The sequence below is a fragment of the Arthrobacter rhamnosi genome, from assembly GCF_054510975.1.
The window spans coordinates 266,365-281,828 of sequence record NZ_JBTNDN010000005.1 but is presented as its reverse complement, the minus strand read 5'-3'; the positions used below and the strand labels follow the sequence as shown (position 1 = coordinate 281,828).

Below are 15,464 nucleotides of genomic sequence, written 5' to 3'. Positions count from 1 at the left end.
CAGGGTTGCGGGGAGGACGGCGGCAACGGGCGGCGCACGAGGGAGAACAGGGAGGGGATGCAGGACGCAGGCAGGAGGAATGCAGGAGGCAGGCGGGAGGGAGGGCAGCAGGAATAAGGGCGCTCTCAGGCGGGTTGGAAGAGGCGTGGAGGAAACCGGAACGGGAGATGGGTGCGCATGACGGGTGTACGGACGGCCACGGTCGAAAGACCGGATTTCCAGCTCTCGACGTCGGTCCGGCGGGACGTTTCCCCGGCCGCGAGGCCGCGCGGACGCGTAGACTTTGGGACGATGAATACAACAGCCCCCGCAGGTAGCAGCCAGGCCGAAGACGACCAGTTGGACGTGTCTACGGAGTCGGAAGCCGACCGCAAGGCACGCTTCGAGCGCGACGCGATGCAGTACGTCGACCAGCTCTACTCGGCCGCCATGCGCATGGCCCGGAACCCCAGTGATGCGGAGGACCTGGTGCAGGAGGCCTACACGAAGGCGTTCTCCGCCTTCCACCAGTACAAGCCGGGGACCAACCTGAAGGCGTGGCTGTACCGCATCCTCACGAACACCTACATCAACCTGTACCGCAAGCGGCAGCGCGAGCCCCTGCAGTCGCACTCGGACACCATCGAGGACTGGCAGCTGGCGAAGGCCGCCGAACACACGTCCACCGGTCTCCGCTCGGCAGAGGCCGAGGCGCTGGACCACCTGCCGGATTCCGACGTCAAGAGTGCCCTGCAGGCCATTCCGGAGGAATTCCGGCTCGCCGTGTACTTCTCGGACGTCGAAGGCTTCGCGTACAAGGAAATATCGGAAATCATGAACACGCCCATCGGGACCGTCATGTCCCGGCTGCACCGCGGCCGCAAACTGCTGCGCGAACTCCTCGCCGAGTACGCGCACGAGCGGGGCCTCGGTACCGGCGCAGGTGCTGGTGCCAGGACCCGGGTCGCGACGGGTGCAGCGGGCAAGGAACAGGAGATGGAGAAATGAGCGATTGCGAGAGCATGGGCGATTGCGCCGACTCGAGGATCGAACGGCTGTACGAGTACCTGGACGGCGCGCTGTCCCACCAGGACCTCGTGGAGATCAAGGACCACCTGGAGGGCTGCCCGGAGTGTGCCGAGGAACATGACCTCGAGTGCGTGATCCGGTCGGTCGTGAAACGGTCCTGCACCGAGGTCGCGCCGTCGACCCTGAAGACGAGCATCCTCGACCGCATCAGCCACCTCAGGACCGTCGACCACTGACGTCGTCCCGGCTGCCTGGCTGCAGAGACAAAAGAACCTCCGGTGCCGTGACGGCCCGGAGGTTCTTTCGTGTGCTGCTGATGCAGCGGATAACGCCTGGACTCAGGTGTTGGGGCGCTTACCGTGGTTTGCGCCTCCACGCTTCCGGTCGCGACGCTTGCGTGCTCGCTTGCTCATGGCTGCCTCCTTTTTTCTTCAGGCACTGTAGTCGTACAGAACTGCACCCAAGTCTCCCATACTGCAACGGGCGTCACCTAAACAGCGGCAGGCGGGGCGCGCGGGGCGGCGGGCGGCGCTTCGCGGCCTGCCCCTAGGATGAGTGGACATCCGTGACCGAAGGAGCTTATGTATGCGCGCCGCCTATGCAGCAACCCAGTCAGGAGACGATCCGCTCGGCGGACTCACCGTCGGCGACCTCGAGGTACCCGACGCCCCTGCGGGCTTCGCGCGGGTGAGGGTGGTCGCGTCCTGCCTCAACCATCACGACCTGTGGTCGCTGAAGGGTGTGGGCCTGCCGGAGGACCGCCTGCCCATGGTGCTCGGGTGCGACGCCGCCGGGATCGACGACGACGGCAACGAGGTGATCGTGCACGGCGTCGTGTCCTCGCCCGACTGGCGGGGCGACGAGACGCTCGACCCGAAGCGCTCCCTCCTGTCCGAGCGCTACCCCGGCACCATGGCCGACTACGTGTGGGTGCCCGAGCGGAACCTGGTGCCCAAGCCCGCCGCACTGTCCTTCGAGGAAGCGGCGTGCCTTCCCACCGCGTGGCTCACCGCGTACCGCATGCTGTTCACGGTGTCGCCGGCAGCGCCCGGGTCCACGGTGCTCGTGCAGGGTGCGGGCGGCGGCGTCGCCTCCGCGCTGATCGCCCTCGCCTCCGCAGCAGGGTTCCGGGTCTGGGCGACGAGCCGCAGCGAGGCGAAGCGGCACCGGGCGTTGGAACTCGGCGCCGAGCAGGTGTTCGACGCAGGGGCGCGGCTGCCGGAACGCGTCGATGTGGTCTTCGATTCGGTGGGCGAGGCCACGTGGGCCCACTCGCTCAAGTCACTGGTGCCCGGCGGGACCGTGGTGACGTGCGGAGCGACGAGCGGTCCGGCTCCGTCGGCGGACCTCAACCGGGTGTTCTTCCTCCAGCTGCGCGTGCTCGGTTCCACCATGGGGACGCGGGAGGAGCTCGTCCGGCTGACCCGCTTCCTCGTGGCCACGGGGGTGCGCCCCGTCATCGACACGGTCCTGCCCCTCGACGACGCGGCCCGGGGTTTCCAGCGCATGCTCGACGGCGACGTGTTCGGCAAGGTCGTCTTCCGCCACTGAGGCGAGCCTGTGGCCCGTCGCGGCCACGGAAGGGGACCCTCCGCCGAGGGTTCCCTTCCGTGTCCGCCGCTACTCGGCGCCTGCCGCGAGGAGGGCGGAGCGCTGCTCCCGGCGGAGCGACTGCTCGGCCGGGTCCGGCACCGGGGCCGCCGCGAGCAGGCGCCGCGTATAGGGATCGCGCGGGTACTTCAGGATCTGCTCCGTGCTGCCCTGCTCCACCAGGGTGCCCTTGTTGAGCACCGCGATGTGGCTTGCGAGCAGCTCGACGACGGCGAGGTCGTGGCTCACGAACAGGCACGCGAAGCCGCGCTCCCGCTGCAGCTCCTGCAGCAGGTCCAGGACCCGGGCCTGCACGGAGACGTCCAGGGCCGACGTCGGTTCGTCGGCCACGAGTAGGTCCGGACGGAGGGACAGCGCCCGGGCTATGCCGACGCGCTGGCGCTGCCCGCCCGAGAGCTCGTGGGGGTACCGGTTGCGGAACGCGACCGGCAGCTGCACGTCGTCCAGCAGGGCCGCTACGCGCCGGTCCAGCTCGGCGCGGCCCGGCTTCTCGTGGAGGAGCAGGGGCTCGCCGATGCTGTCGCCGATGGACAGCCTCGGGTTCAGCGACGCCGCGGGGTCCTGGAACACGATCGCGAACTTCTTGCGCAGCGGCAGGAGCTGGCGGGCGCTGAGGTCCGTGATGTCGGTGCCGCCGATGCTGACCCTGCCCCCGGAGGTCTTGATGAGTCCCGTCACGGCACGGGCGATCGTCGACTTGCCCGAGCCGGATTCGCCGACCAGGCCCAGGACCTCGCCCGGTTGGATGGTCAGCGAGACGCCGGAGACCGCCTTGAAGGGGGGCTGGCGGAACCGGCCCGGGTACTCGATGTCCACGTCCCGGAGCTCGAGCGCCGGCACCACGCCCGACGCCCTGTGCGTCTCCTCCGCGCGCACGGCCGCCTCCGCGTACTCCTCGTGGATGCTCAGGCGCCCGTCCACCACCTCGACGTCGGAGAGGACGCCGCCCACCTTCGACCCGAGGTGGGGCACCGCGCCGAGGAGCTGCTGCGTGTAGGCCTCGGCCGGGGCGGCGAACAGCTGCGCCGTCGGCGCCGCCTCGACGATCCGCCCGCGCTCCATGACGACGACGTGGTCCGCGAGGTCGGCGACCACTCCCATGTCATGGGTGATGAGCAGCACGGCGCTGTTGAGCCTCTTGTTGAGCTTGCGCAGGAGGTCGAGCACCTCCGCCTGCACCGTGACGTCGAGCGCCGTCGTGGGTTCGTCGGCGATGAGGAGCATCGGATCGTTCGCCAGGGCGATGGCGATCATCGCGCGCTGGCGCTGGCCGCCCGAGAACTGGTGCGGGAAGTTGTCGTAGCGGCGCTCCGGCTCGGGGATCTCCACCATGCGGAGCAGCTCGATGGCGCGCTTCTTCGCCTGGGCCGGAGACAGCTCCGTGTGCTGTTCGACCGCCTCCCGGATCTGCTCACCCACCGTCAGTACAGGATTCAGCGCCGTCATGGGTTCCTGGAAGATCATCGCGATCTCGTTGCCGCGGACCCGCCGGAGGGTGCTCTGCGGCGCACCGATCAGTTCCCGGCCGAGCATCTTCGCGCTGCCCGTCGAGCGGCCGTTGCGGGGGAGCAGACCGAGCAGGGCCATGGAGGACATGCTCTTGCCGGATCCGGATTCACCGACGATCGCCAGGATCTCGCCGGGGTGGATCTCGTAGGAGACGTCCTCCGCGGCCATCACCCATTCGTTGTCGACGTTGAACTCGACGCCGAGGCCGCGGACCGCGAGGATGGGGCCGTCGGCGAGCGGAGCCTGCTCGTTCGAGATGATGACGGATCGAGAACTCATTGCTTCACCCTTGTCTGCTTGGGGTCGAACGCGTCGCGCAGGCCGTCACCGATGAAGTTGACGGCCAGGGCGATGCCGATGATGAACGCTCCGGGCCAGAGGAACAGCCACGGGCGCACGGTGAGGGCCGAGCGGTTGTCGTTGATGGCCTTGCCGAGCGAGGTGTCCGGCGCCGTGACGCCGAGGCCCAGGAAGCTCAGGCCCGTCTCGAGGAGGATTGCCCCGGAGATCGCCAGCGTCGTCGACACGATGATGACGCCGACCGTGTTGGGCAGGATGTGCCGGAAGATGATGCGGGCCGAGCTCGCACCGACGGACTTCGCGGACTCGACGAACTCCTTCTCGCGCAGCGACAGGAACTCGCCGCGCACAAGCCGCGCGAGGCCGGTCCACGTGACGAGGCCCAGGAAGATCGCGAAGGGGATGATGCCGTTCTTCGCCACGATGCCGGCGACCGCCGCGGCGATGACCACCGTCGGGATGGTGATGACGACGTCGGTGATGCGCATGAGGAACGCTTCGGTCCAGCCGCGGAAGTATCCTGCGACCGCCCCCACCGTCGTGCCGATGACCATGGCCACCAGCCCGACGATGAACGCGATGATGAGGGAGGTCTGGATGCCGCGCATGGTGAGCGCGAAGTAGTCGCGGCCGAGGACGTCCTGGCCGAACGGGTGCTCGCCGAGGCTGAAGGGCCAGAGCGTCAGCGTGGGGCGTCCCTCGTTGAAGCGCGCGGCGAGGACGTCGTAGTCCTTGTTCCACCAGCCGGGGATCCCTGCGAACCCGATGGAGCTGAAGGCGAGGAGGAAGATCAGCACCAGGAGGGCGATGCCCGCGAGGGCACCCTTGTGGCGGAAGAACCGCTCGCGGATCAGGCGCCCCTGGCTTTTGGCCTCGGTGGTGCGGATGCGGTCCGTCTGCTCCCGCGTGGGGGCGGCGGTCGCGATGTCGTTGTCCTGGCTCTGGAGCGTCAGCTCGGACAGCTCCAGGGACGTGCGGGAGTCGTCCCGCATCTTGTCGTTCGTGCTCATGGGATGTCCTAGCTCAGGGTGATGCGCGGGTCGAGGAACGCGTAGGCGATGTCGGCGAGCATGTTGAACAGCACGGCAGCCGTTCCGACGACCAGGAAGAAGGCCATGACGGGGCCCGGGTCGACGTTGTCGATGCCCTCGACGAACATGTTGCCCATGCCGTTCCAGCCGAAGACCTGCTCGGTGATGACGGCGCCGCCGAGGACGCCGGCGAAGTCGAAGGCCATTAGCGTGGTGATGGGGATCATCGCGTTGCGGAAGGCGTGCTTCACGAGGACGGTCCGCTCGCTGAGGCCCTTGGCCCGGGCGGTGCGGATGTAGTCCTGGTTCATGACGTCGAGCTGGCTGGCCCTGGTGTACCGCGTGTAGGTGGCGAACGAGATCAGGGTCAGGGCGATGGTCGGCAGGATGAGGTGCAGCGCGTAGTCCAGGTTGATCTCCCAGAAGGTCCCGGCGAGGTTGGCCGACTGGGAGCCGGTGGTCGGGATGGGCCGTCCGCCCGCCTTCGCGGAGAGCGTCGGGTAGGCCTGGAGGAGGCGGTCGAGCACGATCAGCAGGCCGACGGACACGGCGATCACGGCCCCGATCTTCGCCGCCTGGGCCCGGAACGGACCGCCCACGACGCCGGCGACGACGTACGCGACGACGGCCGTCCCCACCACGAGCGCGAGCACCAGGAGCCAGTTCGGATCGTCGAGCAGGGGGATCGAGAGGAGGTAGCCGGCGAAGGCCACCCCTGCGGCCGCGAGGGCCGCGTTCAGCACGCGGCGGCGGCGGAATCCTGCCAGCAGGGCGGTCCAGAGCACAGCGATCCCTGCTGCCGATACGAGCATCCCGACGACGCCGAGGCCCGGTGTGACGAACCATCCGGTGACGAGCAGGAGGTAGAGGGCGAGTGCGGTGACGACCGCGGCGACGCCGAAGACGGTCGCCCTGCGCCTGCGGTCGCCACCCACGACGACGGCCCAGATAACGCCGGAGACCACCCCGATGAGGGCGATCGTCAGATAGGGGAACTGCGGATTCGCCAGCCAGGTGTTGAGGTCGATCGCCAGGTACTGCTTGAGCAGCGTGGAGAGCCAGAACAGGGGCAGCGAGAACAGCAGGAAGGAGAGGAAGGTGACGGAGTAGTCGAAGGTGCTGTACTGCCGGATGGCGGTGACGATGCCGACGACGACGCCGAGGACCAGGGCGAGCACGGTCGCCACGATGACGAGGCGCAGCGTCGAACCCATGGCGTTCTCGAGCTGGGGGAGGACCGCGGCGCCCGTACGGTCCTGGCCGAGCGTGCAGCTCACGCCCCCGGGGACGATGCAGTGGCCGATGTCCTGCAGCCACAGGAAGTACCGGGGGATGGGCGGGACGTCCAGGTTCATCGCCGCGGTGCGTGCCGCGATGGTCGCGGCCTTCTCGGGGCCGCTGGTCTCGCCGAGGTCCTCGAAGGGGTCGCCCGACGAGATGGTGAGGAAGTACATCAGCGTGGTGGCTGCGAGCATGATGAAGAACGAGATGATGGTTCGCTTGACGATGAAGTAGAACACGGAGGGGCTCCTAGGAAACGATGCAGGCGGTGGCGCGGCCGGGCACAGGGACGGGCAGGCCCGAGGGCCTGCCCGTCCTCATGCGTTCTCCGGAGAATGCAATCAGGCCTGCTTCGTCCAGCTGTAGGCATTCCAGGTGATGCCGGTCTGCGTCGGGTTGAGTTCCACGCCCTCGAGCTTCGAGGAGTAGCCCGCGATGTTCGGATTGGCGTAGAGGACCACGTTGTACTGCGTCTCGGCGAGGCGCTGCTCGAGCTCGGTCTTCAGCGGGACGACCGCCTCGGAGTCGGTGCTCGTGACGATCTCGTCCCAGAGGCGGTCCACCTCGGGGTCGCTGTAGCCACCGAAGTTCTGCTCACCGCCGGTGATGTAGATGGACTGGCCCGAGGCCACGAGGCCGGATCCTGCCCAGCCGAAGACGACCGCGTCCCAGGCGCCGGGCTGCGAGAGCTTGGCGCTCCACTCGGCCTCGGGCTGCGGAACGATCTCGAAGCCTGCCTTGTCGCAGGAGTCCTTGATCAGGGCGACCATGTCGGCGCGCAACTGGCTCGTGGAGGCGAACATCAGGCTGACCTTGACGGGCTCGGTCTTCCCTGCCTCGGCGAGCAGCGCCTTGGCACCCTCGATGTCGGCGGTCCCGTCACCCTCTGCGGCGGGAGCGCCCTCGAGGACCGTCTCGTAGTCGGACTGCGCCGGCTGGTACTCGTGCAGGTTCATGACCGAACCCTCGGGATCGATGGGGGTCACGAACTTGTCGACCATGTCGGCCCTCGGAACACACTTGGCGAAGGCCTGGCGCACCTTGAGGTCTTCGAAGACGGCACCGGCGCGCTGGTCGAGGTCCACGTGCGAGAAGGTCAGCGACTGCCCGGTGTCCACCGTGACGGTCTCGCCGATCTGCTCGAGGGCCGCCTTCGTGTCGACGGTCGGGCTGGAGGGCTCGATGACGTCGACGTCGCCGTTCTGCAGTGCCTGGACGGCTTCCTCGTCGACGATGGTCTTGAAGACGATCGAGTCCGTCTTGCCGGCGCGCTCCTCGCCCCAGTACTTGTCGTTCTTGACGAGCGTCAGGGTGCCGTCGGTGGCGTTGTCCAGCTTGTACGGGCCGGAGGAGGGGAGGATCGCCGTGTCGGGGAGGGTCGGCAGGTCCGCCTCGTAGTTCCAGCCGCTGTTCCAGAACTCGGCGACCGGACCGAGGGCCGCAGTGTCGTCGTTCTGGATGGCTTCGACGAGCTCGGCGCCGTCGCCCTCGGCGGACATCCCGGCCTGCTCGGCGGCGATGTGCGCCGGCATGAAGACGCCCGTCGTGAACAGGGCTTCCCAGTCGGCGTAGGGCTCGGTGAAGACGGCCTCGAACTCCTTGGCCCCGGGCTCGCCCTCGATCTGCTCCATGGAGGCGAACCCGTTGGTCGAGGCCGCCTGGAAGAGATCGGCCTCGGCGCCCGTCTCGGGATCCTTCTCACCGCTCGGGTGCGTACCGGACAGGGCCGCCCAGCTCAGCAGGACGTCGTCGTAGTCGATCGGGGTGCCATCGGACCAGACAGCATCCTCGTTGATGGTGTACTTGATCGTCAGCGGGTCGTCGCTGGTCTTCTCGTAGGTGCCGAACTCCTCGTTGGGCTCCAGGTTGCCGTTTGCGGCGAAGGCAGCGAAACCGCTCGAGGTCAGGTTGTCCACGTAGGTGTTGTAGACCGCATTGGTGCTGGCGGTGTTGCCGTTGTAGCCGGTCGGCGCCTGGCTGATCGCGATGTTGATTGTCGGGGCGAGGTTCTCCTCCGCCCCCTCCGATGCCGGTGTCTCGGCGGTACCGCCCGCCGATCCGCAGGCGCTCAGCAGGAGCGTCCCGATGGACAGTGCGGCGAGCGTCATAGTGCGCTTATTACGCATTCGATAGTCCTTACTGTGCTTGGCGCGAGGAACGCAGGAAGGCCCCCCGAGGCGGATTGCGCCAGTGACGGCAATCACACCCGGCCAGCATAGCGACAGATCGTTGCCTTTGGACACTCAGTGAGCCAGTGATAACCCAACCGTTACCGGAGGGAAACATGGGGCCGCCGGGCATGAAAAAAGCCCCCGGGATGCGTATCCCGGGGGCTTCCTGCAGCGTGCCGCTACTCGGGAGCGGGCACGTCGAGCCACTGAAACCACCCGCGGTGCAGGACGAGCCAGGCGATGAGCCCGTAGCCGGCCTGGCCCGGCGTCCCGCCGTTCGCGGCGAGGTCGTGGCGCCACTGCTCGTGCGCCAGCAGGGGGGTGAAGGTGTCGACGAAGACGTGCTTGCGGCGCGTGGTCACGTCGCCGAACGCCGCGGACAGGTCGGCGAGACGGCGGTTGCGTTCTGCGTCGAGGCCCGGAGGGGGCCCGACGACGAGGACCTTGACGCTCATCTGTGCCGCGCCGTCGAGGATGTTGGCGAGGTTGAGCCGGCTCCTCGCGGTCGACAGCTCGAGGTCGAGGTCGCGGTCCGACAGGCCGATGACCAGGCGGTTCTCGAAGCCGTCGCCGAAGCGGCGTCCGGCCTCCTGGAGCCAGCGGTTCGCCAGCGACTCCGTCCCCTCGCCGGGAGCCGCGAGGCTGTAGGCCTCGACGAAGGCGTTGTCCGGCCGGGTCCGGGCCATCACGCGTCCGATCCAGCCCAGAGCCCGCGGATCACCGAGCCCCGCGAGGAGTTCGTCGCCCACTGCTGCTAGCCGGATTCTGCGTTGTTCCACTGGTCCCTCGGTGTACTGGTCGTCGGATGGTGCCGGGCTGCCGGAGAACCCGCGCACGCCCTTAAAGACATCGGGTGGGGCCGAAAGCCCCACCCAACATCATACTGATGGCCTACTATTGCCGGCCGAACGCCCTCTTGATGAGGAGTTCCTGCTCCACCGCGTGGTTCTTCGCCGATCCCGTGGCGGTCGACGCGGACGCCGGACGCGAGGCCAGGCGCACGCGCCGGTCGAGCTCCTGGGGGAGGTTGAGCCCGATGAAGGGCCACGGTCCCTGGTTCGCCGGCTCGTCCTGCGCCCACACGATCTCCGCGTCGGGGTAGGTGGCAAGGGCGGCCTTGATCTCGTCCAGCGGGAGCGGGTACAGCTGCTCCACGCGGACGATGGCCGTCTTGCCGTCGTCGAGCTTCTGCCGGGAGGACAGCAGATCGTAGTAGAGCCGTCCGGACACGAGGATGACGCGCTCGACGTCGTTCCCCGGCGTTCCGAGGGTATCGGGGATGACGGGCTGGAAGGTGCCCTGCGTGAAGTCCTCCACCGGACTTGCCGCTGCCTTCAGGCGCAGCAGCTGCTTGGGGGTGAAGATCACCAGCGGCTTCCGCGGGCGGCGGTAGGCGTGCTGACGCAGCAGGTGGAAGTGCGACGCGGCACTGCTCGGGTTGGCGACCACCATGTTCTCCTCGGCGCACATCTGCAGGAAGCGCTCGATGCGTGCGGAGGAGTGGTCGGGACCCTGGCCCTCGTAGCCGTGGGGCAGCATGAGGACGAGCGAGGAGCGCTGTCCCCACTTCTGCTCGGCGGAGCTGATGAACTCGTCGATGATGGTCTGCGCGCCGTTGACGAAGTCGCCGAACTGCGCCTCCCAGATCACGAGCGCGTCGGGCCGCTCCACGGAGTAGCCGTACTCGAAGCCCATGGCAGCGTACTCGCTCAGGGAGGAGTCGTAGACCCAGAACTTGGCCTGGTCCTCGCTGAGGTCGTCCAGCGGCAGCCATTCGTGGCCGGTCGCCCGGTCGTGGAACACCGCGTGCCGCTGCACGAAGGTACCGCGACGCGAGTCCTGACCGGCGAGCCGTACGGGCACGCCCTCCATGAGGAGCGACCCGAACGCGGCGACCTCGCCGAAGCCCCAGTCGATGCCGCCCTCACGGGACATCTGCTCACGCTTCTCGAGCAGTGCCTTGAGCTTCGGGTGGACCGTGAAGCCCTCGGGGATCGCGATGTGCGCCGCGCCGATGTGCGCCAGCGTCTCCGCGCTGATCGCCGTCTGCGGCGCGCGGACCTCGCCGCCGTCCGACGACTGCTGCGCGTAGGGCCGCTCGAGGTCCGAGACGGCCTTCGGATCCTTGGTGACGACCGGGATCGGCGACGTCTGGGCCGCATGGGTCTCGGCGAAGACGCGCTCGAGGCGCTCCTGGTAGTCGCGCAGGGCCTGCTCGGCCTCCTCCTGCGTGATGTCGCCGCGGCCGATCAGGGCCTCGGTGTACAGCTTCCGGACCGAGCGCTTCGCCTCGATCAGGTTGTACATCATGGGCTGCGTCATCGAGGGGTCATCGCCCTCGTTGTGGCCGCGACGGCGGTAGCAGACCATGTCGATGACGACGTCCTTGTTGAACCGCTGGCGGAACTGGTAGGCCAGCTGGGCCACGCGGACCACGGCCTCCGGATCGTCGCCGTTCACGTGGAACACGGGAGCCTGGACCATCTTCGCGACGTCCGTGGAGTACACCGAGGAACGCGACGACGTCGGGCTCGTGGTGAAGCCGACCTGGTTGTTCACGATCACGTGGATGGTGCCGCCGGTGCGGTAGCCCCGGAGCTGCGACAGGTTGAGGGTCTCCGCCACGACGCCCTGGCCCGCGAAGGCCGCGTCGCCGTGGATGAGGATCGGCAGCACGGGGAAGCCCTCGTGCTGGTCGAGGAGGTCCTGCTTCGCCCGGACGATGCCCTCGAGCACGGGGTCGACGGCCTCGAGGTGTGAGGGGTTCGCGGCGAGGTAGACCTTGGTCTCGTTCCCGGCGTCGGAGGTGAACGTCCCCTCGGTGCCGAGGTGGTACTTGACGTCGCCCGAGCCCTGCACGGACCGCGGATCCTGCGTGCCCTCGAATTCGCGGAAGACCTGGGCGTAGGTCTTGCCGGCGATGTTGGTGAGCACGTTCAGGCGTCCGCGGTGCGCCATGCCGATGGCGACCTCGTCGAGGCCGTCGTCGGCCGCACCGGAGAGCACGGCGTCGAGCAGCGGGATCAGGGATTCGCCGCCCTCGAGGGAGAAGCGCTTCTGGCCGACGAACTTCGTCTGCAGGAACGTCTCGAAGGCCTCCGCCGAGTTCAGCTTGTGCAGGATGCGCAGCTGCTCCTCGCGGCTCGGCTTCAGATAGGGGTGCTCGAGCTCCTCCTGGAACCACTGCCGCTCGGCGGGGTCCTGCAGGTGCATGTACTCGATGCCGGTGGTGCGGCAGTAGGCGTCGCGCAGGACGCCGAGCATGTCGCGGAACTTGAGCATCGGCTGGCCGCCGAAACCGCCGGTGGGCCACTCGCGGTCGAGGTCCCACAGCGTGAGACCGTGGGTGCGGATGTCCAGGTCGGCGTGCTTGCGCTGGACGTACTCGAGCGGGTTGGTGTCCGCCATGAGGTGGCCACGCACGCGGTACGCGTGGATGAGCTGCTGGATCCGGGCGACCTTGTTGATCTCGTCCATCGGATCGACCTGGATGTCGGCGCTCCAGCGCACGGGCTCGTAGGGGATGCGCAGCGACTCGAAGATCTCGTCGTAGAAGCCCTGCTCGCCCAGCAGCAGCTGGTGGATGATCCGCAGGAACTCGCCGCTGCCCGCACCCTGGATGACGCGGTGGTCGTACGTCGAGGTCAGCGTGATGGTCTTGCTGATCGCGTGCTTCGCGAGCGTCTTCTCGCTGGAGCCCTGGAACTCGGCCGGGTACTCGAGGGCGCCGGCACCGATGATGCAGGCCTGGCCCTTGGAGAGGCGGGGGACGGAGTGCACGGTGCCGATGCCGCCGGGGTTGGTCAGGGACACCGTGGTGCCGGCGTAGTCGTCGGCGCCGAGCTTGCCGGCGCGCGCCTTCTTCACGAGGTCCTCGTAGGCGTGCCAGAACTCCGAGAAGTTCATGGTCTCGGCCTTCTTGATGTTCGGCACCACGAGCGACCGCGTCCCGTCGGGCTTCGGCATGTCGATCGCGAGGCCGAAGTTCACGTGGGCGGGCTGCACCGCCGAGGGCTTGCCGTCGATGACGTCGTAGTAGACGTTCTGCGACGGGAACTGGGCGAGGGCCCGGATGATCGCGTAGCCGATCAGGTGCGTGAAGGAGACCTTGCCACCGCGGGCGCGGGCCAGGTTGCTGTTGATGACCACGCGGTTGTCGATCAGCAGCTTGGCCGGGATGGCCCGGACGCTCGTCGCGGTGGGGACGCTCAGGCTGGCTTCCATGTTGGTGGAGATCGCCTTGGCGGGTCCGCGGAGCACGCTGACCTTGTTCTCCTCCATCTCGGCATTGCGGTCCGAGGCGGGAAGCTGTGCCGGGATGGGGGGAGTGGCGGACTTGTCCTCCCGGGACGTCTCCGGCTTCTTCGCCGGTTCGTTCGCCACGGGGGGCTTGCTGCTCTGCTGCGTGCTCGCGGGGCTCTCGCCCGAGGCCTTCGGCGCGGCGACCTCGGTCCTCACGACCGGGAGTTCCTTCGTCGGGGGAGGCGCGGGGGCATCAGGGGTGCTGCCGTTGTCGGGAGCCGCCGGCGGAGCTGCGGGAGCTGCCTGGGCAGCGCCTGCGGGCTTGTCGGTCGCGTTCTGGCCGTTCCCGGTCTGCGTGGTGCCTGCTGCATCGTCTGCGTCGAACGAATCGAACAGGTCCCACCACTTCTTGTCGACCGAGTGGCGGTCCTTCTGGAACTGTTCGTAGAGTTCATCAACAAGCCACTCGTTCCCGCCGAACTCTTCAGGTAGACGGTGGCTGGTTTGTTCTGGCACTTGGTATACGCCTCTTCCGTAAGTTGCCCTGAGCGCGGTGCGGTCGTCAGGATCGGCGCAAAGCCGTGTCTGGACCCTGTCCAAGTGTAGTGACACGAGCAACAAACAAGCCAATCAGGGCGTGTCCCGGAGCGGGGTACGCCGGACCACGGTCGTCCTCCGGCGATGCCCGCGGTGCCGGAGGAATGGGACGGCAGGCGGGAAGGCACTATACTCTGTGCGGCCGTTGTCGCGGCCGTCGATCCAGGGAGAACCATGCGCTTCATCAACCCGCCCACCACCGACCTCACCTACTCCGACGTCTTCCTCGTACCGTCGGCGTCCGAGGTCATCTCCCGCTTCGACGTCGATCTCTCGTCGGACGACGGCACGGGCACCACCATCCCGCTGGTCGTCGCCAACATGACGGCGGTGACGGGCCGGCGCATGGTGGAGACCGTGGCGCGGCGCGGAGGCATCGGTGTCCTGCCGCAGGACGTGCCCGTCGAGGTGATCGCCGAGGTCACGTCGTGGGTGAAGGACCGCCACCCTGTCTTCGAGACGCCGCTGAAGCTGCAGCCCGGCAACACCGTGATCGATGCACTCCACCTCATGTACAAGCGCGCCCACGGCGCCGTGCTCGTCGTCGACGGCGGCGTCTGCGTGGGTGTGGTCACCGCGGGCGACTGCGAGGAGGTGGATCGCTTCGCCTCCCTCGAGTCCGTGATGCGTCCGGCCCCGGCCGCCTTCGAGGCATCGCTGTTCGACGACAATCCCGCCGTGGCCCTGCAGAAGGCCTTCGAGGAACTCGACAGTGCCCGCGCCTCCCTGGCGCCGGTGGTGCGGGACGGCGTCCTGCAGGGCGTCATCACGCGGACCGGTGCGCTCCGTTCCACGATCTACGAGCCGGCACTCGATGCGGCGGGCAGGCTCCGCGTCGCGGCGGCGGTGGGCATCAACGGCGACGTGGAGGCCAAGGCCGCGGCGCTGCTCGACGCCGGCGTCGACGTCCTCGTCGTCGACACCGCCCACGGCCACCAGCGCAAGATGCTCGACGCGCTCGCCGTCGTCCGCGGCCTCGATCCGAAGGTCCCCATCGTCGCCGGCAACGTGGTCAGCGCCGACGGCGTGCGCGACCTCGTCGCCGCGGGTGCGTCCATCATCAAGGTCGGCGTCGGCCCCGGTGCCATGTGCACCACGCGCATGATGACCGCCGTCGGGCGCCCGCAGTTCTCCGCCGTGCACGAGTGCGCCCAGGCGGCGGCCGAACTCGGCGCCCATGTGTGGGCCGACGGCGGCGTGCGGTACCCGCGCGATGTCGCCCTGGCTCTCGCCGCCGGCGCGAGCCAGGTCATGATCGGTTCCTGGTTCGCGGGAACCTACGAGAGCCCGGGTGACCTGCAGACCGACAGCAACGGACGCCGGTACAAGGAGAGCTTCGGCATGGCCTCCGCGCGTGCGGTGCAGAACCGGACGCGCCGCGACGACGTGTTCGCACGGGCCCGCAAGGGCCTCTTCGAGGAGGGGATCTCCACCTCGAAGATGTACCTCGATCCGGCCCGGCCGGGCGTGGAGGACCTCCTCGACATGATCACCGCCGGCGTGCGCAGTTCGCTGACCTACGCCGGCGCGGCATCCCTCGCGGAGTTCCGCGACCGTGCCGTCGTGGGCGTGCAGTCGGCAGCGGGCTACGAGGAGGGGCGGCCGCTCCAGCAGAGCTGGTAGCGCCCGGCTGTACGCGATCGGCGTACAGCTCCGGAATTCGTGTGGCGGGCGGCGCCCGAGCCGGTAAACTGGCCTTCTTATGGACAGACCT

At 68.3% G+C, this 15,464-nt stretch carries 11 protein-coding genes; 4 read left to right on the top strand and 7 right to left on the bottom strand.

What is annotated here, in order from left to right:
* The first annotated feature begins 291 nt into the window (after positions 1 to 291).
* Together ACX80J_RS13255 and rsrA are read left to right on the top strand one after the other, a co-directional pair.
* Positions 292 to 987 carry a sigma-70 family RNA polymerase sigma factor gene (locus ACX80J_RS13255; RefSeq protein ID WP_459343556.1) on the top strand — a complete coding sequence of 232 codons (696 nt, stop codon included), beginning with the start codon at positions 292 to 294 and terminating at the stop codon, positions 985 to 987.
* Positions 984 to 1,244 (top strand): mycothiol system anti-sigma-R factor, encoded by a 261-nt coding sequence (gene rsrA, locus ACX80J_RS13250; RefSeq protein WP_087076341.1) that lies wholly within the window; start codon positions 984 to 986, stop codon positions 1,242 to 1,244. The genes ACX80J_RS13255 and rsrA overlap by 4 nt, the downstream gene beginning before the upstream one ends.
* Positions 1,245 to 1,346: 102 nt before the next feature.
* Here the strand turns inward: rsrA and ACX80J_RS13245 are convergent, their stop codons facing one another.
* On the bottom strand, positions 1,347 to 1,421 hold the full coding sequence (locus ACX80J_RS13245) for a 50S ribosomal protein bL37 (protein WP_369299106.1): 75 nt from the start codon (positions 1,419 to 1,421) through the stop codon (positions 1,347 to 1,349).
* A 172-nt stretch (positions 1,422 to 1,593) separates the two neighbouring features.
* Here ACX80J_RS13245 and ACX80J_RS13240 point away from each other — a divergent pair, with 172 nt between their 5' ends.
* On the top strand, positions 1,594 to 2,559 hold the full coding sequence (locus ACX80J_RS13240; protein WP_459348090.1) for a zinc-binding dehydrogenase: 966 nt from the start codon (positions 1,594 to 1,596) through the stop codon (positions 2,557 to 2,559).
* A 69-nt stretch (positions 2,560 to 2,628) separates the two neighbouring features.
* Here the strand turns inward: ACX80J_RS13240 and ACX80J_RS13235 are convergent, their stop codons facing one another.
* From ACX80J_RS13235 to ACX80J_RS13210, 6 genes are all read right to left on the bottom strand, one after another.
* A complete protein-coding gene (locus ACX80J_RS13235; RefSeq protein ID WP_459348089.1) occupies positions 2,629 to 4,407 on the bottom strand; it encodes an ABC transporter ATP-binding protein in 1,779 nt (592 codons plus the stop codon).
* Complete coding sequence (locus ACX80J_RS13230; RefSeq protein WP_459343552.1) at positions 4,404 to 5,438, bottom strand: ABC transporter permease; 1,035 nt, start codon at positions 5,436 to 5,438, stop codon at positions 4,404 to 4,406. The genes ACX80J_RS13235 and ACX80J_RS13230 overlap by 4 nt, the downstream gene beginning before the upstream one ends.
* 8 nt (positions 5,439 to 5,446) lie before the next feature.
* Positions 5,447 to 6,979 (bottom strand): ABC transporter permease, encoded by a 1,533-nt coding sequence (locus ACX80J_RS13225; RefSeq protein ID WP_459348088.1) that lies wholly within the window; start codon positions 6,977 to 6,979, stop codon positions 5,447 to 5,449.
* Between the two features lie 102 nt (positions 6,980 to 7,081).
* The gene (locus ACX80J_RS13220) at positions 7,082 to 8,866 is read right to left on the bottom strand and encodes an ABC transporter family substrate-binding protein (protein WP_459348087.1); all 1,785 of its coding nucleotides are present in this window, start codon (positions 8,864 to 8,866) and stop codon (positions 7,082 to 7,084) included.
* 224 nt (positions 8,867 to 9,090) lie between these two features.
* On the bottom strand, positions 9,091 to 9,690 hold the full coding sequence (locus tag ACX80J_RS13215; RefSeq protein WP_459348086.1) for a GDSL-type esterase/lipase family protein: 600 nt from the start codon (positions 9,688 to 9,690) through the stop codon (positions 9,091 to 9,093).
* A gap of 115 nt (positions 9,691 to 9,805) precedes the next feature.
* Complete coding sequence (locus tag ACX80J_RS13210) at positions 9,806 to 13,669, bottom strand: multifunctional oxoglutarate decarboxylase/oxoglutarate dehydrogenase thiamine pyrophosphate-binding subunit/dihydrolipoyllysine-residue succinyltransferase subunit (protein ID WP_459348085.1); 3,864 nt, start codon at positions 13,667 to 13,669, stop codon at positions 9,806 to 9,808.
* 255 nt (positions 13,670 to 13,924) lie between these two features.
* Between ACX80J_RS13210 and guaB1 the strand changes: the two genes are divergently transcribed.
* Positions 13,925 to 15,373: a GMP reductase gene (guaB1, locus tag ACX80J_RS13205; protein WP_459348084.1), complete on the top strand. Its 1,449-nt coding sequence runs from the start codon at positions 13,925 to 13,927 to the stop codon at positions 15,371 to 15,373.
* The last annotated feature ends 91 nt before the right edge of the window (positions 15,374 to 15,464 follow it).